We start from the raw sequence: 21757 nt of genomic DNA on the forward strand, positions 1-21757 counted from the left end.
GAGGGGAGCGGACGTTCGAGTCCGGGAGCTTCGCGCTTGATCCCGAACTCGGTTTCGATTTCGGAAAGCATCATGCGCAAAATCAAAAGTGCTACAGCGTCCTTTGCGCGTCCAAAGGACGCGCTGCGCTGCAGGAAGCGCAGAACACTGCGTCAGGTGTCCGCCGGAGTAGAATTATCAAAAAGGCCTCAAGCGTCGCCCTTGACCATGCCGACGAACGGCAATTCGCGAAACGCGTGGGCGACGTCCATGCCATAACCGACGACGAAATAATCGGGGCAGTCGAAGCCGACATAGTCGGCGTTGAGCGTGGTCTGGCGGCGCATGCGCTTGTCGAGCAGCACGGCGATGGCACAGCTCCTCGCGCCGCGCGACAGCATGAGGTCGCGGGTGAAGCTCAGCGTCTTGCCGGATTCGAGAATGTCGTCGATGAGAAGCACATCGCGGCCGGCGACCTCGTTGTCGATGTCGCGCAGCACCCTCACCTCACCGCTGGTTGTCCCGGCGCCATAGCTCGAGATGAAGATGAACTCGACCTCCGGCGACAGGCCGACATCGTGCATGGCACGGATAAGATCGGCGGCGAAGATGAATGATCCCTTCAGCACCGAGATTACCAGAAGGTCGTGGTAGTCGTGCCCGGCGATCTCCTTGGCAAGTTCCAGATTCCGCCGCGCGATGGCGGACGCCGAAAACAGGACTTCGATGTCCTTGCCGCGCACAACTGGCATTGGCCGCCTTTCCAGAAATGATCGCCTTGTAGGCGAAGCTGACCGAAAACGGTCTTCAACCCGTTTCTAGGCATGTCGAGCCGTCTGGCAAGGCCAAATCTTTGGCAGGGCGCCCGCGAACCGTCCCCTGCGCGTCGCAAATCGTTTATCTGGTGACCTGTTGATTTTCTGGCGCCGTTCTAACGAACCAGCGCATGGCCGCCCGAAATCCAGAAGGCGGCCAAGGCGGCACCGACGCCGGCAATCCAGAAGATCGGCCCACCGTGCACCCATAACGGCCGTTCGACGGCGGTTTCCGGCTTGCGCAACATGTCCATGCCTTCGATCGAAGGGGCGGAAATCGTGCGCGCAGGCGGCGGCGCAAAGTCTGGACGCGTAAAATGGCGGGGCAGCACCTCATAATCGGCATCGATGACGTCGGCGGTCACGTCGCGCATGATGCGTTCCGGCTCGGCGGCCGCATCGGTCATGATTTCGCCGGAAACCGGGCGCGCGGTTCGATCCTCAGCCATCGTGGCCCAACACTACGGCACCTGTTCGCTGTTCGTTTCTTTGGGTAAACGGAAATGGTTAACGCTTCCCCACCGGAACCCCTGTGACTCGTTTGAAAAGCCCCCAAATTAACCGTCGGTTAACCATGCCGGCCGATGGTCTTTCCACAGAAAGGGCTGGCATCTTGCCGCCGAGAATTTCAGGTCGTCGAAAGTGATCCGCTTCGAAAATGTCGGCCTCCGCTATGGCATGGGTCCGGAGATCCTCCGCGACATCTCCTTGCACATTCCGGAGCGCTCCTTTCAGTTCCTGAGCGGACCTTCAGGCGCCGGCAAGACGACGTTGCTGCGGCTTTTGTTCATGTCGCTGAAGCCGACGCGCGGCCTGATCACCATCTTCGGCAAGGACCGCTCGCGCATCTCGCGCACCGAATTGCCGCATCTGAGGCGCCGCATCGGGGTGGTGTTCCAGGATTTTCGCCTGCTCGACCATATGACCACCTACGAGAACGTGGCCTTGCCGCTGCGCGTGCGCGGCCGCGAGGAGGCGACCTACCGCACCGACGTCACCGAGCTGCTGAAATGGGTCGGCCTCGGCGAACGCATGCATGTGCTGCCGCCGGTGCTGTCTGGCGGCGAGAAGCAGCGCGCCGCGATCGCCCGTGCGTTGATCGAGCAGCCCGAGATCCTGCTCGCCGATGAGCCGACCGGCAATGTCGATCCACCGCTGGCACGACGCTTGCTGCGGCTGTTCATCGAGCTCAACCGGCTGGGCACTGCCGTGGTGATCGCCACGCACGACCTCGGCCTGATGGAACAGGTCGACGCACGGCGCATGATCCTGGCCGGCGGAAGGCTGGACATCTATGACTGAGCTCTCCGTCGAACACTTCGAGGGTCACGACGCCGCGGCGGCCAAGCCCCGCGTCCAGCGCAAGATGGCGCCGATCGTGCCGGCGCAGAACATCGCCGGCCGGGCGCTGGTGCTGGTCATCGCCATCATGACCTTTCTGTCCTGCCTGACGTTTGGCGCAGTCACGCTGGTGCGTGACACCGCCTCGGTCTGGGAGAACCAGATCTCGCGCGAGGCGACCATCCAGATCAAGCCGGTCGACGGCCTCGACATGGAGGCCGCACTTGCGCTGGCCTCGCAGATCGCCGGCGAATTCCCCGGCGTGAAAAGCGCCAGGATCGTCGACCGCGAAGCGACGGCCCGGCTGCTCGAGCCTTGGTTGGGCTCGGGCCTGAACATCGATGAGCTGCCGGTGCCGCGTCTGATCATCATCACCATCGACGAGAACAGTCCGCCCGATTTCGCCGCACTGCGCGCGGCGATCACGCCGAAGCTGCCGAGCGCCTCGCTCGACGATCATCGCACCTGGGTCGACCGGCTGGTTGCCATGGCCCGCACCACGGTAACGATCGGTATCGCAGTGCTGGCGCTGATGCTGTCGGCGACGGTGCTGACCGTGGTGTTCGCGACACGCGGCGCCATGGCCGGCAACGGCCACATCATCGAGGTGCTGCATTTCGTCGGCGCCGAGGCGCGCTTCATCGCGCGCGAATTCCGCCGGCATTTTCTGGTCACCGGCATGAAGGGCGCCGCGGCAGGCGGCGCCGCGGCAATACTCGTCTTCATCGTCTTCTCCTGGTGGTCGTCACGCAATATGGCGACGCCGCAGGCCGACCAGGCGACCGCCCTGTTCGGCAATTTCGCCATCGGCTCCGCAGGCTATCTCGGGGTCGCTGTCATGGTGCTGGTGATCGGCGCGCTGACCGCGGCAACCTCCCATTTCACCGTGGTTACCTATCTCAGCGACATCGACATTCGCCAGCCGGACGCCGGCTAAAGGAAAGATCGATCACGGATGAAAACGCATCGTCACGAAAATTGCATTTTTTTCCTACCAAAGGCCGTATTTCGGGATTAACCATTTCATGATGGACGTTCGGGACTCGACCGATACCGCTGGGTGCATGCCAGTGCTGGTTGCGCGTCCGCATGAATTCGCCGGGCCTGATGAATTTGCCAAGCCGGATCAATTCGCCACACACGGGCGGCTGCTGGCAGCCCGCTCCTTGCGACTTTCGGCCCTCGTTCTGCTCGCCCTTGTGGCGCTGTTTGTCGCCGGCTTCGGCTGGTTCGCCAACACCGTCAGCCGTCTGACGACGCCCGCCAATCCGGCAAGGGCCGACGCTATCATCGTGCTGACCGGCGGTCAGTCGCGCCTCGACGCCGCAATGGGGCTGCTTGCGTCAGGCAAGGGCGAGCGGCTGCTGATCAGCGGCGTCCATCCCTCCGCCAGCCGCCGCCAGCTTCAGGCCGCGACCGGCGGCGACAAGAGGCTGTTTTCCTGCTGCGTCGACATCGACCGCGCCGCGCTCGACACGATCGGCAATGCCGAGGAAAGCGCCAAATGGGTCGAGGACCACGCCTACGGCACCGTCATCCTCGTCACCAACAATTATCACATGCCGCGCAGCCTGCTGGAAATGGGACGGCTGCTGCACGGCGCCAGGCTTGAACCCTATCCGGTGGTCAACACCAACCTTGGGAATGGCGGCTGGCTGACCAAGCCGGAAGCGCTGCGCGTGCTGTTCACCGAATACAGCAAATACCTGCTGGCGCTGGCGCGTGGCATCATGCCGGTGAAGCAACCGCCCAACAGCGTCACGCTGGCCGACGCCGCGGGCGGAAACTGAACGGCACCGGCAGTTTTTATTCCCTGGCTGTTGCACCCGAGCGCAAGCGCGCGATCTCCTGCTCGAGCCGTTCTATACGCCTGTCGCGTTCGGCCAGAGCCGCCGCCACATCGGCCGCTTCGAAACGCTGCGGGATGTGCTGTGAGCAATTGGAATCCCAGGCAGAAACGGTAAACAGGATGACCTGTTCGGGTCGCGCTTTGTAGTCTTGCGGCACCAGCTTTGCCATCAGTTCGGCATCGCCCTCGACGACCTGCGCTGTGCCCCAGATCTTGATGCGCTGCCGGTGGGCATAATCGATGAGGAACAGGAAAGCCTGTGGGTTGTCGCTGAGATTGCCTTGGGTGATGAACTGCCTGTTGCCGGAAAAATCGGCAAAGCCGATCGTCCGTTCGTCGAGCACCTTGAGGAAACCGGCAGGCCCGCCGCGATGCTGGATGTAAGGCTGCCCGTCAGCATTGGCGGTCGACAGGAAGACGCTGGTCTGCGCCTCGATGAAGGCGGCGAGATCGGGCGTGATTGCCGCCTGCCAGCCACCACGCTCCTCAACACGGGCATAGGCCTGGCGCGAGCCCTTGCGGGCTTGGATCGCCTTCACCGTCGGTGTGAAGGCAACATCGCTGGTGTGAGCGTTCATGAAGACCCTCCTCAACTGCCGAGCTACGCTGCATTACTCACCGAAAAGTAGATACTTCCATCTTCGAGAAGCAGATGCCATATCTGCGATGCGTCCTTCCATTCTTCGGAAGGGCCAATTTTTTCGGGAAAGTTATGGATCGCCTCCACTCCATGTCGCTTTTCGTTGCCGCGGCGGAGACAGGCAGCCTTTCGGCTGCCGGGCGTCGCTTCGGCATTCCGCTGACGACGGTCAGCCGCAAGGTTTCGGACCTGGAAAGGCACCTGAAGACACGGCTGTTGAACCGCTCGGCGCGGCAGCTGTCGCTGACCGATGCCGGCCACGCCTATCTCGCCGCCTGTCGTCGCATTCTCGACGAGGTCGGCGAGGCCGAGCGAATAGCCGCCGGCGAGTACAGCGCCCCGACCGGCGAACTGATCGTCACCGCGCCGATCGTCTTCGGCCGCCTGCATGTGCTGCCGGTCGTCACCGCCTTTCTCGCCGCCTACCCCGACGTAAGTGTGCGGCTGACACTCGCCGACCGGATAACCCAGTTGGTCGAAGAGCACATCGATCTCGCCATCCGCATCGGCGCCCTTGCCGATTCGAGCCTGGTCGCCATCCGCCTCGGTTCGATCCGCCGCGTCGTTTGCGCGAGCCCGGCCTATCTCGCCGAGCACGGCACGCCGAAAAAGCCGCAGGAGCTTGCGGCACACAGTGCGATCACCTTCGAAGGGCTCAACGCCTCCGCCTGGAGTTTCGCCACCGGCAAGGCCGAATTCACCGTACCGGTCCGCTCCAGGTTACGGGTCAACACCGCTGAGGCGGCAATCGATGCGGCGATTGCTGGCGTCGGCGTGACGAGGCTGCTTTCCTACCAGATCGCCGCCGCGGTTCGGTCGGGTACGCTGCGCCCCGTGCTGCAGGAGTTCGAGCCCGAACCATGGCCGGTGAGCCTCGTCCATGCCGGCCAGGGCCTGCTGCCGGTGAAGCTGCGCGCGTTCCTCGACTTCGCCGCCCCACGCCTGAAGCAGCGCCTGCTGCAGGCGGCGTGGCAGGCGTGACGAAAGACGGCCTACCGCAAAACCGGGCCGATCGCCGGCCTCGCACCGTTTCCTTTTTGCCGGCGCTTGGTGTAACCAACGCACACCTCCTCACCGGGCACTTGCTGTATGCTCTATTTCCGCTCGCTGGCGTTCAATCTCGCCTTTTACCTCAATCTGATCGTCCAGATGATCCTCTGGACCCCGTATTATTTCCTGTCGCCGCGCCACCGCGCCTGGTTCGTGCCGAAATTCTGGTCGCGCACCAGCATGTGGCTCTACGACAAGATCGCCGGCACCAGAAGCGAGATCACCGGCCAGGAGAACCTGCCTGAAGGCTCCTTCATCCTGGCGCCGAAGCACCAGTCCTTCTGGGACACGATCGCTTTCCTGCCGTTCCTCGACGATCCCGTTTACATATTGAAGCGGGAGCTGACCTGGATCCCGTTCTTCGGCTGGTACATCTTGAAGATGCGGATGATTCCGGTCGACCGCGGCAGCCGCTCGAAGGCATTGAAGATGGTGATCGCCGCGACCAAACAGGAATTGGCGCGCAATCCCCGCCAGCTCATCATCTATCCCGAGGGCACGCGCCGGGCGCCGGGCGACGAGCCGGTCTACAAATACGGCATCGTCGAACTCTATGCGCAACTTGGCATTCCGGTGGTGCCGGTCGCTCACGTCGCCGGCCTCTATTGGCCGCGCCGCAAATTCCTGCGCTATCCCGGCACGATCAAGGCGCGCTTCCTGTCGCCGATCCCGCCCGGCCTCGGCAAGGACGAATTCATGCAACGGCTGATCGGCGAGACGGAGGCCGCCTGCGACCAGCTCCTCGTCGAGGCGTCGCAAACGCCGAACCCGCCGCCGATGCCGCCGACTGCGGTGAAAAGGCTTGGTGAGCTGGACGCGAAACCTGAATTGAAAGGCTGAGGCAACGGCCTCAGATGCCACAAGGGCTCACGGCAGGGCAGCCAGGGCGGCTGTTGCAACCAGCGTCACGGCAAACACCAGATTGATGATCCGCGACGCCAGCGGTTTGCGCAGCAAACGTGCAAAGGCTGCGCCGGCGAGAAGCCACAAGAGATGAATGGCAACGATCATCAAGGTGAGAACCCCCAGCTTGGCTGAAATACCGAGACCGCCGGCGCCGGAAGACGCGCCGGCGAACACGGCGGCAATCGCCACATAGGCTTTCGGGTTGGCAACAGCCAGAAGAAACCCGCCAAGGAAAGTGGGAAGCGCCGCTCCACGGACGCGTGCCGTCAGTGGCGGCGCCGTCGCTATCTTGAACGCCAGGTAAAGGATGTAGGCTGCCGAGGCGACCGCCAGCAGCGCCGCGAGCTTCGGCAACGCGGCGAGAACGGCCATGATGCCCGTCGCCACCACCACGAGCACGAGGATCGTGCCAACAACGATCCCCGAGGCATAGCGGAGCGAATCCCGCAGGCCGAACGCGGCGCCGATCGCGGTGACGCTTATCGTCGCCGGCCCCGGGCTGCCCATGACGATGGCCGATGCCAGCACAAGCGCCAGCAATTGCTGCCATAGCTGCTGATCGAGAAGAACCTGTCCGGCCATGCGGCGTCCCTGCATTCCTGTGACGATGTAGGACGGTAGGCAAGGCAGCGGTGCGGGTCTTGAACGATCGTGCGCGGCTATGCGCTGGCCTTGTCGAGCTCGGCGATATCGTCCGGACTGAGCTGCAACGACGCCGCACGCACCAGGCTGTCGAGCTGGCCGAGCGTCGTCGCGCTGGCGATCGGAGCGGTGACGCCGGCGCGCGCCATGATCCAGGCCAGCGCCGCTTCCGCCGGCTTGGCCGAATGTCTGGCCGACACGGCGTCGAGCGCTGAGAGAATGCGCATGCCACGCGCGTTGAGATACCCTTTCACACCGCCGCCGCGCGGGCTTTTGCCGAGATCGGCTTCGCTGCGGTACTTGCCGCTCAAAAACCCTTTGGCGAGGCTGAAATAGGTGATGACGCCGATGTCCTCGGCCACGCACAGATCACGCAGCGGACCATCGAAGAACGAGCGGTCGTAGAGGTTGTATTCCGGCTGCAGCACCTCGTAGCGCGGCAGGCCGCGCAGGCTTGCTACGTCGAGTGCGGCGCGCAATTGGGCGGCGTCGAGGTTGGAAGCGCCGGCATAGCGGATTTTGCCCTTGTCGAGCAGTTTCTGGTAAGCACCGAGCGTTTCCTCATACGGGGTCGCAGGGTCGGGCCAGTGCGACAGACAGAGATCGACGGTATCGACCTGCAGCCGCTTCAGCGAGGCATCAATGGCCTTTTCGATATAGGCGGCGGACAGATCCCTTTTGCCCTGCCCCATGTCCGAACCGACCTTGGTGATGACGACAACCCTGTCGCGGTTGCCGCGGCTCTTCATCCATTTGCCGATGATGGTTTCGGATTCGCCGCCCTGGTGGCCGGCAATCCAGCGCGAATAGGAATCGGCCGTGTCGATGGCGTTGAGACCGGCGTCGACAAAGCGGTCGAGCAAGTCGAACGAGGTTTTCTCATCGGCGGTCCAGCCGAACACATTGCCGCCCAGAACCAATGGCGCGATGGATAGGTCGGTGCGACCGAGACGACGTTTCTGCAAGGCTGATCTCCATGGTGATTCATGCTGAGGCGGGTGGGAGCCGCCGACCGGGCTAACCTATGTCGCGCCATGGCAACGTCAAACGCATAGCCTCTTTTCCAACCCGCTGGCGCTTCACAAAACCGCGACCCGCCGCGCCGTGTCCGGCTTCCAAACCAGCCCCTCTGAGGAAATTGGCAAGTTTAGCACATAGATTGTCAAATCTGCCAATTCTGGCCTTTGCCGGCTGGCCATAAGTTCCGCGGCGCCGACGCAAATTTCGGCACGGTCTGGCCAAGCCCAGACTGTTTGCCCCGGATCGTTTGTTATGGAGACCGGCATGAAAGCAATTGTATTTGACGCCATCGGCTCGCCGCGCGACGTGCTCTACGTTGACGACCTGCCGATGCCGCGGATCGGCGATGGCGAGGTGCTGGTCAGGATGGTCTCGGCCTCGATCAATCCGGGCGACTTCCTGTTTGTCCAGAACCTCTATCCCGAACCGAAGAAGCCGCATTTTCCCCAGCAGATCGCGGGAAACCATGGCGCCGGCATCGTCGAAGCCGTTGGCGCGAACGTTTTGCTGGAACCGGGCACGCTCGTCGCGTTCAGCTATTATGGCAGTTGGGCCGAGTACGCGGCCATTCCCGCCGAATGGCTGATCCCGTTGCCTGCCGGCTATCCGGTCGAACGCGCCGGGCAGATGGTGAACCCCATTACCGCGTGGGATCTGATGGTGGATTCCCGTGTGCGGCCTGGCCAGTGGCTGGCTGTCACGGCCGGCTATTCGTCGATTTCGACAATGGTGATGCAGTTCGCCCAACGACGCGGCATCAACGTCATCGCGCTGGTGCGGCGCTCGCACCAAAGCTTCGATCTGAAGACGCTTGGCGTCGCCGCCATTCTTGACCTTTCGGACTTGAAGGCAAGTATCCGGGAAGCCGTGATGGATATCACCGGTGGCGCCGGATTGAACGGGATTATCGACAATGTCGGCGGACCTGTCAGCGGCGAATTGATCCGCACCCTGGCGCTCGGCGGGCAGATGGTGATCAATGGCGGCATGAGTGCCGAGCGCTTCGAACTTCACAATTTCGATGTGTTGCTGAGCGGCGTGGAGATCAGGGCGAATATTTATCGCTACTTCTTTTCGCCGCCGGTCGAAGCCGACCGACCTGTGCTACGCGAGATCATCGACATCTTCGGCCAGCCCGGCTTCCACGTTCCTGTCGGCGGTCTCCGCCCGTTGACCGAGTTCAAGCTCGCCGTGGCAAACAGCCTGGATCGCGCCGATCTTGGCAAACAGATTTTCAGGATGTAGCCCGGACCACGACGCCGAAAGCATCATGGTCAACGACCAAAGAAGCTACGTCGCGACCCGTCTTGTCACCTCTTCCAGCCAGCGATCGCTTATACCCAGTGCTTCGAGGTGCTCCAGCGTGCTGAGCACGTAATCCTCATTCCTCCCCGACTGGCCGACGGCGCCGCGAACGACGGCTGCTGCCTCGGCGGCGTCGAGCGCACCGGCGTATTGCTCATGGCTGCGGTCCACGACATAGGCGATGGCTTCGACCGTCTCGCCCCCATCCGTTTCACGCTTGTCGAGGCGGACGCTGAGCACACGCTCGAGATAGACGTTGGTGACCAGCTCGCGTTCGCGCAGATAGGTGACGACCTCGTTGCGCAGCTCGCCTGGAACCCGGAACGCCAGCCCGACGCAGGAGCCGCCGCGGTCGAGGCCGAGCACCAGGCCCGGCCGTTCGCGCGAGCCGCGATGCACGAAAGAATAGACGCAGAGCGAACGGCGATAGCCATGCAGGCGGGCACGCCGCGTCTCGACATGCGCGAATCCCGGCCGCCAGATCAGTGAGCCGTAGCCAAAAACCCAAAAATCGCCCATATCGCCAAGCCTGATTGTGACGAACCACCTCACCGGTGGTGTTTCAGTCCGTCTACCTGTTGTTGCCGAAAGCGACAGCCCGCCCGTGCCACCCGCGTTAACGAAAGCCGCAGCATGACGTCAAGTGACGAGCGCCCGCCGCCCAGCCAACGTCGCCGCCTGTTGTGGCTTGCCGCTTTCATCCTCGTGCTGTTCGGCATCTACAGCGCCGGCTGGTTCTACCTGGCGGACCTGGTCGAGAGTGCAACCGACAAGGCGGTCGCCGATCTCGACGACAAAGGCATCAAGGCCGACTGCGCCAATCTCGCGGTCAGCGGCTATCCCTTCACCTTCACGCTTTCTTGCGAAAGTCTGGCTTACGAGGACGACAGCCGCAACGTCGCTGCATCGACAGGCAAAATCAACGCCGCCACGCAGATCACGCGGCTTCTGTCGCCTGCCGCCGAGTTCAGGGGGCCGCTCAGGACCTCTGTTCCCGGCATGACGCCGCTGTGGATCGACTGGGATGATCTGCGGGCCGACATGAAGCTGTCCTGGCCGCTGCCGGGGCGCCTCTCGCTGCAGGCAGAAGGGCTGTCCGGCCAGACCGATCCGGCGGACGACACCGATCCCGTCTCGCTGTTCAGCGCCGGAACCGCCACCGGGCAATTGCGCCCAAACGGCCAGGACATCGACTATGCCGGCAATTTCACCGATCTCGAAATCGACGCGGAGGCCATCGGCGGGCGCGTCTTGCCGCCACTCGACGGCAGCGGCGACGTGACGCTTAAGAACGGCGTGACGCTGATCAAGGAAAATCCGAAGAGCCTGCGCGGCCAGGCGGCCGAAATCCACGAGCTCGATCTGTCTTCAGGAACCGCGCGCATCACCGTTTCCGGACCGCTGTCGGTCGATGACGACGGTCTCATAAATGCCGACCTGATGATCAAGGTCACTGACCCGAAGGCCGTGGCGGCAATCCTCGCCACCGCCATCCCCGAGCAGAAGAAAGAAATCCAGACCGGCTTCGCCGGACTGGCGCTGCTCGGCAACGCACCGTCGATGCCGCTGAAGATCGTCAAGGGCAAGGCCTCGCTCGGCTTCATCCCGCTCGGCAAGATCAAGCCGCTCGACTAGAGCAATTCCAGGAAAATTGTGAACGGTTTTCCGTCCGGATTGCGTCAAACAAAAAGATAGACCGGTTCGGCGTTTCCGTGAAACGATGAACCGTTCTGGGGCGGTACGGCCTGCGATCGGCTTGCCGCGGCTTATCCCTTCGGCGGGTGTTCGACTGCCTGGCGGCCGAAATCCGGTACGTCGATGTCCTGGCCGGCCTCGATAATCGAGCGGCGGACAGCGCGGGTGCGGGTGAACAGGTCGAACAGCTTTTCGCCGTCGCCCCAGCGGATCGCCCGCTGCAGCGAGGACAGATCTTCCGAGAACCGCGCCAGCATTTCGAGGATGGCGTCCTTGTTGTGCAGGCAGACGTCGCGCCACATGGTCGGGTCGGACGCCGCGAGACGGGTGAAGTCGCGAAAGCCGGAAGCCGAGTATTTGATGACCTCGGACTTGGTCACCGACTCCAGATCGTCGGCGGTACCGACGATGTTATAGGCGATGATGTGCGGCAGGTGCGAAACGATGGCCAGCGTCATGTCGTGATGCTGGGGGTCCATCGTGTCGATGTTGGAGCCGCAGCGGCGCCAGAATTCCGAGAGCTTTTCCAGCGCCACGGGATCGGTGCCGGCCAGCGGCGTGAAAATGCACCAGCGGTTCTCGAACAGTTCGGCAAAACCGGCATCCGGTCCCGATTTTTCGGTGCCGGCCAAAGGATGGCCGGGGATGAAGTGCACGCCATCAGGCACATGCGGCTGCATCTGCGCGATCACCGATGCCTTGGTCGAGCCGACATCGGTGAGGATGGCGCCCTTCTTCAGCGCCGGTGCGATCTCCTGGGCGACCGTGCCTGAAGAGCCGACCGGCACCGAAACGATGACCAGATCGGCATCGCGAACCGCTTCTTTCGCATCTGTCGTGTAGGTGTCGCCAAGGCCGAGTTGGCTCGCCCGCTCCAGCGTCGCTTCGCTGCGCGTCGAAATGGCGACTTGGCCGGCAAGTCCCTCGCGGCGGATGACGCGGGCCAGCGACGAACCGATCAGGCCGATGCCGACCAGCGCGATCTTTTCGAACATCGGTGAGGTCATGGTGCCCTAGCTTTTCAGGAATGTCGCGAGTGCTGCGACAACGCCGCGATTAGCCTCTTCGGTGCCGATGCTCATGCGCAGCGCGTTGGGAAAACCGTAGCCGGAAACGCGCCGCAATATGTAGCCGCGCGCACTGAGGTAGTCGTCGGCGGCCGCCGCCGAATGCTTTTTGTCCTCGGGAAAGTGGATCAGGATGAAATTGCCGACGCTCGGGGTCACCCGCAGCCCGAGCCCGGTCAATTGCTCGCTCAGCCAGGCCAGCCAGGTCTCGTTATGCGCGACGCTGCGCTCGATATGAGCCCGGTCGCGGATCGCCGCGATGCCTGCCTCGATCGCCGTCGCATTGACGTTGAAGGGCCCGCGCACGCGGTTGATCGCGTCGATGACGTGCATTGGCGCATAGATCCAGCCGATCCGCGCGCCACCGAGGCCCAATTTCGAGAAAGTGCGGGTCATGACCACGTTTTCCGCGCTGCCCACCAACTCGACGCCAGCTTCATAGTCGTTGCGCCGGACATATTCGGCGTAGGCGGCATCCAGCACCAGAAGCACGTTTCGCGGCAGGCCCGCATGCAGGCGGCGCACCTCCTGGAACGGCACGTAAGTGCCGGTCGGGTTGTTCGGATTGGCAAGGAAGATGATCCTGGTACGCGGCGTCACCGCGGCGAGGATCGCATCGATGTCGGCGCGTTCATCAGTCTCCTTGACCGTTACCGGGACGGCACCGGCCGACTGGATGTAGATCTTGTAGACCATGAAGCCGTGTTCGGTGATGATGGCTTCATCGCCGGCCGCGAGGTAGGTCTGCGCAAGCAGGCCCAGGATCTCGTCGGAACCGTTGGAGCAGACGATGTTCGCCGGATTGAGCCCGTGCACGTCGGCGATCGCCTCCCGCAGGCGCCTGGCGCTGCCGTCGGGATAGACCGCGAGCTTGTCGGCGACCGCGCGCGCGGCCTCTATCGCCTTTGGCGAAGGACCGAGCGGGTTCTCGTTCGCCGACAGTTTGTGGACTTTGACGACACCTTCAGGCGCCGCGCTCTTGCCGGGCACATAGGCTTCGATGTCCATGATGCCGGCGCGGGGCGTTGGACGTGTCTGATCCGGTGTCTGGCTCATTCCATGAAATCCGTCGAGGAAGCCTCCATCCGGAAGCCGCAGCGGAAATACAAGCCGTGGCCCGGAATGTCGAGGGGCGGCAATTCGGGATCAATAACTTGCCGTTGACGAAGCCATGCGTCAGTCCTAGAAGAGCAGCGACAGTTCCGTGGTGATTTGGCCGGTCGGCTTGCAGCCACGTTAAACAACTTGCTAAAGGGCCGTTTGCATCTTGTAACCGGCTTTGCGAAGGCATGGCCGGTTTTTTGTTGCCCTGACTGGTTGTTGCCCGGACCGGCGGACAACTGAAGGCCGGGCAAGGAGATGTGATGGTCGCTTTGCGCGCGCGAAAAACCAACAACGAGGCCGACCAGCCGTCGAGCCCGGTGTTGCGTTTCGGCGCCGACAAGCCGCTCAAGCTCGACGCCGGCACGCTGCTGTCGCCGTTCCAGATCGCCTACCAGACCTATGGCACGCTCAACGACGCGCGCTCCAACGCCATTCTCGTCTGCCATGCGCTGACCGGTGACCAGCATGTCGCCAACACCAATCCGGTGACCGGCAAGCCGGGCTGGTGGGAAGTGCTGATCGGCCCCGGCAAGATCATCGATACCGACCGTTTCTTCGTCATCTCGTCCAACGTCATCGGCGGCTGCCTCGGTTCCACCGGCCCCGCCTCGACAAATCCCGCAACCGCCAAGCCTTACGGGCTCGACCTGCCGATCATCACCATCCGCGACATGGTGCGGGCGCAGCTGATGCTGGTCGAGCATTTCGGCATCGAACAGCTGTTCAGCGTGCTGGGCGGCTCGATGGGCGGCATGCAGGTGCTGCAATGGGCCTCCAGCTATCCCGAGCGCGTCTTCTCGGCCCTGCCGATCGCCACCGGCGCCCGCCATTCCTCGCAGAACATCGCTTTCCACGAGGTCGGCAGGCAAGCGGTGATGGCCGACCCCGACTGGCATGGCGGCAAATATTTCGAGCACGGCAAGCGACCGGAAAAGGGGCTGGCGGTGGCGCGCATGGCCGCCCACATCACCTATCTGTCGGAAGCAGCGCTGCACCGCAAGTTCGGCCGCAACCTGCAGGACCGCGAAGCGCTGACCTTCGGTTTCGATGCCGACTTCCAGATCGAGAGCTATCTGCGCCATCAGGGCATGACCTTCGTCGATCGCTTCGATGCCAACTCCTATCTCTACATGACCCGGGCGATGGACTATTTCGATCTCGCCGCCGACCATGGCGGCCGGCTGGCCGATGCCTTCGCCGGCACCAAGACCCGTTTTTGCCTGGTCTCCTTCACCAGCGACTGGCTGTTCCCGACCGAGGAGAGCCGCTCGGTCGTTCACGCGCTGAACGCGGCCGGCGCCTCGGTATCGTTCGTCGAAATCGAGACCGACCGCGGCCACGACGCCTTCCTGCTCGACGAGCCGGAACTGTTCGCCGCCATCAAAGGCTTCATCGCCTCGGCGGCCCGGGCTAGAGGGCTCGGCGCATGACCTCGAAAAGTTGCACGCTTTTCGGATCAGGACGATGTGCCAGGCATCAGCGCATGACCCTGAAAAGTTGCAGACTTTTCGGATCAGGATCATGCGCCAGGCATCAGCGCATGGCCCCGAAAAGTTGCAGACTTTTCGGATCAGGACCATGCGCCAGGCAGGAGGCGAGCCCATGAGCGTCAACCGCGCCCAGCGCGTCGACCTCGAAGTCGTCGCCGATCTCATCCCGCCGCAGTCGCGGGTGCTGGACGTCGGTTCCGGCGACGGCCTGCTGCTCGAATTGCTGCAGGCGACCAAGAAGGTCGACGGCCGCGGGCTGGAACTGTCGCAGCGCGGCGTCAACGAATGCGTGGCGCGCGGCCTGTCGGTCATTCAAGGCGATGCCGACAAGGACCTCCAATTCTATCCCGACAAGGGCTTCGACTTTGTCGTCTTGTCGCAGACCTTGCAGGCGACCCGCAATCCGAAGCTGGTGCTCGACGAACTGCTCCGGATCGGCAACCGCGCCATCGTCTCATTTCCCAATTTCGGCCACTGGCGGGTGCGCTTTTCGCTGCTCTTCAACGGCCGAATGCCGGTGACCAAGGACCTGCCCTATTACTGGTACGACACCCCCAACATCCATTTCTGCACCATTCGCGATTTCGTCAATCTATGCGACGAGCTGGGCGCGACGGTGGAAAAGGCAACCGCGCTCGACGCCAACGGCCAGCGGATCGGCTTCTCGATGCCGTGGTGGTTCTGGAACTTTTTCGGCCAGCAGGCGGTATTTCTGCTGAAACGGTAGCAGGCCGCCCGCGAGCCGATCATTCCCCTTATTCAAGCACGTCGGTGGCCTTGTGCGGGTGCTCGACGCCGTCGACGAAGACCACGTCGGACTGAGAATTCGCGGTGCGCAGCGGCAAGATCTCCTGATAGGCGGGCGAGCGGTACCATCCGCGCGCCTGCTGCATGTCTGGAAACTCGATCATGACGAGGTGCCCCGGCCAATTGTTTTCAACCACGTCCACCTCGCTGCCATGCACAATGAAGCGCCCGCCGAACGGCTCAAGCGTGGCATCGATCTTCTGCAGGTACTCGACGATCGGCGGCCCCGGCGTGACCTGGCGCATATGGGCGACGGCGTAGGCGGTCATGGTGTAACTCCTTGTGGTCGAAAGCCGGACAACCGGCTTGATGGGAGCAGTTTGCCGGGACGTTGCGCGCTGGTCGATTACCCCCGAGGTAATGACACCGAATACAAAACTGGCGCGCCGCTGCCGTCACCTGAAAGATATTTCTGCCTGGCACCGATGATTTCCGCCCACCTGCGCTGTCCTTATCGATGGGCGCGCCTGGATGGTCCGGCGGCCGGGAACAGAGAGGTGATCCATGGGATCGTTGCAAAATCAGAATGTCGTCGTCGTCGGAGGCAGCCGGGGTGTCGGCCGCTCCATTGCGGAGGTCGCCCTCAAGGAGAAAGCGACGGTGCTGGCGGTCGCCCGCGGAAAACAGGCCCTGGCGCAATTTGCCTGGGAGGTCTCCGGCGTGAAGACGCTCGCGATCGATGCGACGGTGGACTCCGCCCCCGATAAGGTCTTCGCCGCGCTTGAGCCGGACGTGCTGGTGATCTGCGCAGGTGCGCTGGCCCCTTCCGCGCCGGTGCATGAACAGAACTGGAAGGCCTTCTCGGCAAATTGGGACACCGACGTCAAGGCGTCGTTCCTGTTTTGCCGGGCCGCTCTGCGCCGTCCGCTCAAGCCGGGAACCCGGATCGTTCTGATCTCCAGCGGCGCGGCCTTGACCGGCGGACCACCCAATGCCGGCGGCTATGCCGGCGCAAAACGCATGCAGATGTTCCTGGCCGGTCATAGCCAGAAGGAGTCGGACCGGCTTGGCCTCGGCCTGCGCTTCATGGCGCTCGCGCCGATGCGGATCATGCCGGAGACCGGCGTGGGCAAGGCCGGCGTCGACAGCATCGCGGCCTATATGGGCATCCAGCCGGCGGACTTCATCGCCGCCATGACCGACATGCAGACGCCGGCCGATGTCGGACGGGCGGTGGTCGCACTCGCCACCGGCCAGCCGCAAGGCAGTTCCTTCATGGTGAGCGGGAGCGGGCTTGCCCCGGCCGCCTGAGGCGCGCGTAATGCAAACCTGACCCGGAACCCGAAAGTAGCATGACAGACGCTCAACCACCTCTGGAACCGGCACGCCAGCCGATCCTCGATCGGCTGGCCTTCGAGAAGGTCACGGCCGCGCATCGCCGCGAGCTCAAGCTGCATTGCTATCGCATGATGGGTTCGCTGCACGAGGCCGACGACCTCGTCCAGGACACGTTGCTTCGCGCCTGGCGCGCAAGGTCGGAGTTCGACGGGCGGGGTTCGGTTCGCGGTTGGCTCTATATGATCGCGACCAATGCTTGCCTTAACGCCATCAAGGCGAGGTCGAGGGCGCGTCGCATTCTCCGGGAACCCGGACGGCCGCCGTCGCACGGGGCGGCCATAGGCGGGCCCGTAGCTGACGTCGCGTGGCTGGAGCCCTACCCCGACGCCGAGCTTCCAGACATTGCCGGCAGCGAGCCAGGTCCGGAAGCCCGTTACGAGAGCCGCGAGGCCGTCCAGCTCGCCTTCGTCGCCGCTATCCAGGATCTGCCGCCCAGGCAGCGCGCCGCGCTGCTGCTTGCCGACGTCCTGGGATGGTCGGCCGTCGAGACGGCGCGTTTGCTGGGCGGATCGACGGCTTCGATCAACAGCGCGTTGCAGCGCGCCCGCGCAACGCTGACGGCGCGCTATCCTGGCGGACGGCCGGCCAGCCGATCACGGCCCAACCCCGAAGAAGGCCTGCTGCTCGAACGTTACATGCAGGCCTGGCAGGCCGCCAATCTCGAAGGTTTGATCGAGCTCCTGCGTGAGGACGCCATCTATACCATGCCGCCTTGGCGCGAATGGTATCAAGGCCGCGAAGCGATCCGCGGTTTCTTCGAGACCGTCTGGCCGAGGTTCGGCGGCTTCCGCACGCTGGCCACCGCGGCCAATGGCCAGCCGGCGGTCGGGGTCTATTCCCGCAGCCACGATGACCCGGCGTGGCGGGCCCATTCCCTGCATGTGTTCGAGCCAGCCGAGGGCGGGATCGCTTCCTTGACGATCTTCATAGGGCCGCTCGGGCCATCTCTGTTCCCGGCCTTCGGCCTGCCACCGGCCTAGCTTACCCGTGGGCAAGCCTTACCGGTCGAGTTCCGGGAAATACGGGTCGGAGAAAAACCGCCGGTCGCGCTCGCCTTGCAGGCAGTCGATCGGTGCGTCGATGCGGATCGTCCTCGGATCCTCCTTGGGATACTCGACGCCGCTGACCTCGAGGATCAGTTTGCGGCGAGTGGCGGTGGCGAATTCGGAAACCGCATAGATTGGCAGGACGAACGAGCCCGGTCCGCCGGTGACGCATTCGGCATAATACCGGTCGAGATGGCTGAAGGTCGGTGACGGGCTGATCAGGATCGGCAACCCGTTGATGACGATGCCCTTCGCCAGCGCCGCATCGCGTGCCGTTGTGACCGGCAAGCCGGTGTTGTTTGGGCCATCGCCAGAGACGTCGATGACGCGGCGTTTGGCCACGAAGGCCGTGCCATCGAAAAGCTCGGCGCCGAAGGCCACGGCACCGGAAATCGAGGTGCCGCGGAAGCTCCTGAACGGGCGGGCCGCGATCTTGTCGGCGAAAGCGTTGGCGCTCTCCTTGCTGTCGATGACGTGCCAGGCAATGACCGCATCGTCCCGGATGGTGCCGGCCCATTCGAAATAGGCGATGGCGATGCGGCCGGAAGGGCCGGCACGCACGGCATTGATGAAGTCGGGATGGCGCAGCGCCGCGACATAGCCGGCGCGCTGCAGGGCAAACTCCCTTTCATCCATCGACTGCGAGATGTCGACGGCCAGCACCAGCTCGACGTCGACGGCAATGGCATTGGCGGGCGCGGCCACAGGTGCTGCCGGGGCGCAGGCAAGGCAGGCGAGCAGGGCGAGAGCGTCAAGCATGGCCGATCGGAACGTTCCCATCTGAAACGATCGCGATAGTTTTTCGCCGCGATCGCGGCGAAATAAAGCTTGGCTTCTATTTCTTTCGGCGGGCCGAGGCGATAATCGGGGGCGGTTCGATGGCGCCTGCCCTGACACGGGCCGGCTTGAGGGGCGGTTGGCCGGCATCCTTGACGATGGTCAACGCTCGCGGGAAGAAGCGGGTATTGTGCTGGCCGCGGCCGATATTGAGGATCGCGGCGTCGGGAAGGCGCTTGTCCAGCATCGACAGCACTTGCCTCAGCGTCGCGCCGTCGAACGCGTCCAGCGCCTCGTCGATGATCACCCATTTCGGCCGTCGCAAGGCGAGCCTGGCAAAGGCCAGCAGACGCTGCTCGTCGTCGCTGAGCTCACGCTCCCAGCGCGCCGAGTGATCGAGCGAGGACGACAGGCGTTGCAGCCCGACATCGGCCAGCACCTCCGAAATCTCGGCATCGCTCGCCTCCGCCGCGCCGTCTGAATGGTTGAGCACCTCGCGCAGCCTGCCGAGCGGGAAATAGGGAGTACGCGGAACGAAGATCGGCGCTTCTCCGGCCGGCATGCCGATCCGGCCGCTGCCCCATGGCCACAGACCGGCAATGGCGCGGAAGAAAAGCGTCTTGCCGGCGCCCGGATCTCCGGTGATCATGACGCGGTCGCCGGCTCGGATTTCGACATGCGGCTCGGCAAGCTTGGTGCATCCGTCCGGCGAGGCAATCTCGAGCTTCTCGAAGGTCAGGCTGCCGTCGGGATTTTCGCCGAACGAAATGCGCCTTTCCGTATCGTGCAGCGCGTCGGTGTCGCCAAGCGCGATGCGGAAGTCGGCGACCCGCATCAGCGTGGCGCGCCAATCGGCGATGCCGCCGATATTGTTGATGAACCAGCGCAGCGAGGAATGGACCTGATTGAAGGCGCCGACCGCCATCATCAAGCCGCCAAAGCTGATATCGCCGGCAAAATAGACCGGGGAAGCGACGAGGATCGGCGCGACGACAGTGATCCAGCCATAGGTGTCGGTTACCCAGGAAAGATTGATCTGGGCGCTGTAGATGCGCCGCATGGCGCCCAGCACCATGCCAAGGTCGAATTCGAGCCGGCGCCTGGCATCGGCCTCGCCATGCGCAAGCGCGATGGCATCGACATTCTCGTTGACGCGAACCACCGAGGAGCGCAGTTCCGCCTCACGCGTATAGCGATCGTTGTTGAAGCGGATCAGCGGCCGCCCGACCAGCCAGCTCAACCACGAAGCTGTGCCCGCATAGAGGATCGCCGCCCAGACCATGTAACCGGGTATGGCCAGCGAATGGCCGCCTATGTGGAAGACGAAGCCGGAAGACAGCGACCACAAGACGCCAACGAACGAGGCAAGCAGGATGCAGGACTGCAGCAGGCCGATGCCGAGACCGGTCGAAAGGTCGGAGAGATGCCCGGCATCCTGCTGCAGGCGCTGGTCGGGATTGACGCCGATGGCGCCGGCATGGGTCAGCCGGAAGGCACGCGCCGGCCGCATCCATTCGCCGATCAGGTCGAGCGTCAGCGCCTCGCGCAGCTTCAGGCGAAGCATCTGGTCGAGCCAGGTCTGGCTGACATTGAGCACCACAAGCCCGCCGGCGATGCCGGCGAAGACCAGAAGCTGATGCAGGAAAGCCGGCATGTCGCGCCGCGCCAGCGCGTCGTAGAAAGGCTGGTTCCAGCGATTGAGCAGAACCTGCCCGATCGAGCTCGCCACGATGACGGCGACGATGCCGATCGCTGCCCAAAGCAATTGTTTTCGCACTGGCGAGGTGGTCAGCGCCAATTTGATTGTTGCCAGCTGCTCACGCAGGCTGCTGGCTTCGATCGACGTGGCAAGCTTCTGGGCGCTGGGCTCGACATCCGGATGATCAGCCATGAGTGGATCCTTGCATTCGGAAGCGGTGCTAAACCCCGGTCATAGGATCGACCGCGTATGCCTTCAATCGGGCAGCGAACCCGTCCGCGACAGATAGGTGAGAAAAAGCCTGCGTCGGATCACGAACGCGTCATCCTGGCGACGCCGGACGTTCGGCCGGCGACAGCCGGCCAAGCGTCGGCGCACCATGCGGCGAGAGAACCGGCACGAAGACGCGGCGGGAGGCGCGCTGCGCCACCGGGACGCCCTGATAGAGCCGCTTCTGCGCCTCGACAACGATGACGCCCGAAAAGATCGGCCAGAAGCGCCGGCCGGCACGTTCCAGCACATTGTGGAACTGCATCATGAAACGTCGCGGCGACGGCGGAAAGAATAGCGCATCGGACCATGCCGCCGGCGTGAAATTCGCTTCGCGCAGCAATTCGGTCAACTGGCCGCGCGAGAACGGCCGGCCATTGCCGAAAGGCGTATGCTCGAAGCGCGCCCAGACGCCGCGCCGGTTGGGCACGACGATGACGACACGGCCGGCCGGCGACAGCACCCGCCAGATCTCGTTCAGCGTCTCGCGCGGGTTCTCGACATGTTCGAGCGAATGGACGAGCAGCATGCGGTCGATACAGGAATCGACCAGCGGCAGCTCCTCGTCGAAGACCAGCGCGGTCGCCGTCGGCCCCGTCGCCGGCCAGACCACCGCGCCCTGCGTCGCCGGCATGAAGGCAAAGACACGCTCGGCATCGCTGCCGAAGCGCTCCAGCCACGGCAAGGTGTAGCCGAGGCCGACCAGCCGCTCGTTGGGCACGACAGCCCATATCGAGGACAGGGCCATGGTGATCGAGCGTTCGGCCAGGCGCCCGAGCGTGGTCGAATAGAAGGAACGGAGGTCGACAATATCTGAATGCATGGGCGGAACGGTAGCTTCGAAGCAGTCCAAGTTCAACAAAGGCAGATGACATCGGCTGGCAGGCGCCCTATGTCTGCGCCTGTAAACGGAGAGA

Annotated in this window: 23 protein-coding genes and 1 riboswitch; of the genes, 11 read left to right on the top strand and 12 right to left on the bottom strand. The window is 63.5% G+C overall.

Annotated features, from left to right (window positions below; all coding sequences use genetic code 11):
* Positions 1 to 188: 188 nt before the first annotated feature.
* Both hpt and NKJ93_RS22235 read right to left on the bottom strand, forming a co-directional pair.
* Positions 189 to 731, bottom strand: coding sequence for a hypoxanthine phosphoribosyltransferase (gene hpt, locus NKJ93_RS22230; protein WP_023721145.1), 543 nt, complete (start codon positions 729 to 731; stop codon positions 189 to 191).
* Between the two features lie 179 nt (positions 732 to 910).
* Positions 911 to 1201 (bottom strand): hypothetical protein, encoded by a 291-nt coding sequence (locus NKJ93_RS22235; RefSeq protein ID WP_352591131.1) that lies wholly within the window; start codon positions 1199 to 1201, stop codon positions 911 to 913.
* A gap of 235 nt (positions 1202 to 1436) precedes the next feature.
* Here NKJ93_RS22235 and ftsE point away from each other — a divergent pair, with 235 nt between their 5' ends.
* The 3 genes from ftsE to NKJ93_RS22250 all read left to right on the top strand — a co-directional run bounded on the left by ftsE (position 1437) and on the right by NKJ93_RS22250 (position 3925).
* On the top strand, positions 1437 to 2096 hold the full coding sequence (gene ftsE / locus NKJ93_RS22240) for a cell division ATP-binding protein FtsE (RefSeq protein WP_023677923.1): 660 nt from the start codon (positions 1437 to 1439) through the stop codon (positions 2094 to 2096).
* A complete protein-coding gene (locus tag NKJ93_RS22245; RefSeq protein ID WP_352495619.1) occupies positions 2089 to 3072 on the top strand; it encodes a cell division protein FtsX in 984 nt (327 codons plus the stop codon). Before ftsE ends, NKJ93_RS22245 begins: the two co-directional genes overlap by 8 nt.
* An 88-nt stretch (positions 3073 to 3160) precedes the next feature.
* Entirely contained in the window at positions 3161 to 3925 is a 765-nt protein-coding gene (locus tag NKJ93_RS22250; RefSeq protein ID WP_352591134.1) for a YdcF family protein, read from the top strand.
* A 16-nt stretch (positions 3926 to 3941) separates the two neighbouring features.
* On the opposite strand, the gene NKJ93_RS22255 is transcribed toward NKJ93_RS22250, so the two are convergent.
* Positions 3942 to 4562, bottom strand: a complete 621-nt coding sequence (locus NKJ93_RS22255) for a pyridoxamine 5'-phosphate oxidase family protein (RefSeq protein ID WP_352483511.1) — start codon at positions 4560 to 4562, stop codon at positions 3942 to 3944.
* Between the two features lie 134 nt (positions 4563 to 4696).
* Between NKJ93_RS22255 and NKJ93_RS22260 the strand changes: the two genes are divergently transcribed.
* Both NKJ93_RS22260 and NKJ93_RS22265 read left to right on the top strand, forming a co-directional pair.
* The gene (locus NKJ93_RS22260; RefSeq protein ID WP_352483510.1) at positions 4697 to 5605 is read left to right on the top strand and encodes a LysR family transcriptional regulator; all 909 of its coding nucleotides are present in this window, start codon (positions 4697 to 4699) and stop codon (positions 5603 to 5605) included.
* 108 nt (positions 5606 to 5713) lie between these two features.
* Entirely contained in the window at positions 5714 to 6514 is an 801-nt protein-coding gene (locus tag NKJ93_RS22265; RefSeq protein WP_023721099.1) for a lysophospholipid acyltransferase family protein, read from the top strand.
* Between the two features lie 27 nt (positions 6515 to 6541).
* On the opposite strand, the gene NKJ93_RS22270 is transcribed toward NKJ93_RS22265, so the two are convergent.
* Positions 6542 to 7162: a LysE family translocator gene (locus NKJ93_RS22270; protein WP_352483509.1), complete on the bottom strand. Its 621-nt coding sequence runs from the start codon at positions 7160 to 7162 to the stop codon at positions 6542 to 6544.
* A gap of 77 nt (positions 7163 to 7239) precedes the next feature.
* The gene (locus NKJ93_RS22275) at positions 7240 to 8187 is read right to left on the bottom strand and encodes an aldo/keto reductase (protein WP_352591137.1); all 948 of its coding nucleotides are present in this window, start codon (positions 8185 to 8187) and stop codon (positions 7240 to 7242) included.
* Positions 8188 to 8506: 319 nt separating this feature from the next.
* On the opposite strand from NKJ93_RS22275, the gene NKJ93_RS22280 reads away from it, so the two are divergent.
* Complete coding sequence (locus tag NKJ93_RS22280) at positions 8507 to 9487, top strand: quinone oxidoreductase family protein (RefSeq protein ID WP_352591140.1); 981 nt, start codon at positions 8507 to 8509, stop codon at positions 9485 to 9487.
* Between the two features lie 45 nt (positions 9488 to 9532).
* Here NKJ93_RS22280 and NKJ93_RS22285 read toward each other — a convergent pair whose 3' ends face one another.
* Positions 9533 to 10066, bottom strand: coding sequence for a gamma-glutamylcyclotransferase (locus NKJ93_RS22285; protein ID WP_352591143.1), 534 nt, complete (start codon positions 10064 to 10066; stop codon positions 9533 to 9535).
* A 114-nt stretch (positions 10067 to 10180) separates the two neighbouring features.
* Here NKJ93_RS22285 and NKJ93_RS22290 point away from each other — a divergent pair, with 114 nt between their 5' ends.
* Positions 10181 to 11182: a DUF2125 domain-containing protein gene (locus NKJ93_RS22290; RefSeq protein WP_352591145.1), complete on the top strand. Its 1002-nt coding sequence runs from the start codon at positions 10181 to 10183 to the stop codon at positions 11180 to 11182.
* Positions 11183 to 11313: 131 nt separating this feature from the next.
* On the opposite strand, the gene NKJ93_RS22295 is transcribed toward NKJ93_RS22290, so the two are convergent.
* A complete protein-coding gene (locus NKJ93_RS22295) occupies positions 11314 to 12249 on the bottom strand; it encodes a prephenate/arogenate dehydrogenase family protein (protein ID WP_352483504.1) in 936 nt (311 codons plus the stop codon).
* Positions 12250 to 12255: 6 nt separating this feature from the next.
* Positions 12256 to 13365, bottom strand: coding sequence for a histidinol-phosphate transaminase (gene hisC / locus NKJ93_RS22300; protein WP_352591148.1), 1110 nt, complete (start codon positions 13363 to 13365; stop codon positions 12256 to 12258).
* Between the two features lie 138 nt (positions 13366 to 13503).
* A riboswitch (SAM riboswitch) is annotated at positions 13504 to 13581 on the top strand.
* Positions 13582 to 13673: 92 nt separating this feature from the next.
* Here hisC and metX point away from each other — a divergent pair.
* A complete protein-coding gene (metX, locus tag NKJ93_RS22305; RefSeq protein WP_292661143.1) occupies positions 13674 to 14843 on the top strand; it encodes a homoserine O-acetyltransferase MetX in 1170 nt (389 codons plus the stop codon).
* A gap of 172 nt (positions 14844 to 15015) precedes the next feature.
* A complete protein-coding gene (gene metW / locus NKJ93_RS22310) occupies positions 15016 to 15630 on the top strand; it encodes a methionine biosynthesis protein MetW (protein ID WP_023721109.1) in 615 nt (204 codons plus the stop codon).
* Positions 15631 to 15658: 28 nt separating this feature from the next.
* Here metW and NKJ93_RS22315 read toward each other — a convergent pair whose 3' ends face one another.
* Entirely contained in the window at positions 15659 to 15979 is a 321-nt protein-coding gene (locus tag NKJ93_RS22315; RefSeq protein WP_352591151.1) for a DUF1330 domain-containing protein, read from the bottom strand.
* Between the two features lie 235 nt (positions 15980 to 16214).
* Between NKJ93_RS22315 and NKJ93_RS22320 the strand changes: the two genes are divergently transcribed.
* Together NKJ93_RS22320 and NKJ93_RS22325 are read left to right on the top strand one after the other, a co-directional pair.
* Complete coding sequence (locus NKJ93_RS22320; RefSeq protein WP_352591154.1) at positions 16215 to 16961, top strand: SDR family NAD(P)-dependent oxidoreductase; 747 nt, start codon at positions 16215 to 16217, stop codon at positions 16959 to 16961.
* A 41-nt stretch (positions 16962 to 17002) separates the two neighbouring features.
* Positions 17003 to 18028 (top strand): RNA polymerase subunit sigma-70, encoded by a 1026-nt coding sequence (locus NKJ93_RS22325; protein WP_023721113.1) that lies wholly within the window; start codon positions 17003 to 17005, stop codon positions 18026 to 18028.
* Positions 18029 to 18046: 18 nt separating this feature from the next.
* Here NKJ93_RS22325 and NKJ93_RS22330 read toward each other — a convergent pair whose 3' ends face one another.
* The 3 genes from NKJ93_RS22330 to NKJ93_RS22340 all read right to left on the bottom strand — a co-directional run bounded on the left by NKJ93_RS22330 (position 18047) and on the right by NKJ93_RS22340 (position 21663).
* Positions 18047 to 18853, bottom strand: coding sequence for a DUF1194 domain-containing protein (locus NKJ93_RS22330; RefSeq protein WP_352591157.1), 807 nt, complete (start codon positions 18851 to 18853; stop codon positions 18047 to 18049).
* 76 nt (positions 18854 to 18929) lie between these two features.
* Positions 18930 to 20762, bottom strand: coding sequence for an ABC transporter ATP-binding protein/permease (locus tag NKJ93_RS22335; protein WP_023721115.1), 1833 nt, complete (start codon positions 20760 to 20762; stop codon positions 18930 to 18932).
* Between the two features lie 130 nt (positions 20763 to 20892).
* Positions 20893 to 21663, bottom strand: coding sequence for a class I SAM-dependent methyltransferase (locus tag NKJ93_RS22340; protein ID WP_352591160.1), 771 nt, complete (start codon positions 21661 to 21663; stop codon positions 20893 to 20895).
* Between the last annotated feature and the right edge of the window lie 94 nt (positions 21664 to 21757).

The sequence above is a fragment of the Mesorhizobium sp. M0028 genome, from assembly GCF_040323855.1.
In the GTDB taxonomy this organism is placed as follows: Bacteria; Pseudomonadota; Alphaproteobacteria; order Rhizobiales; family Rhizobiaceae; genus Mesorhizobium.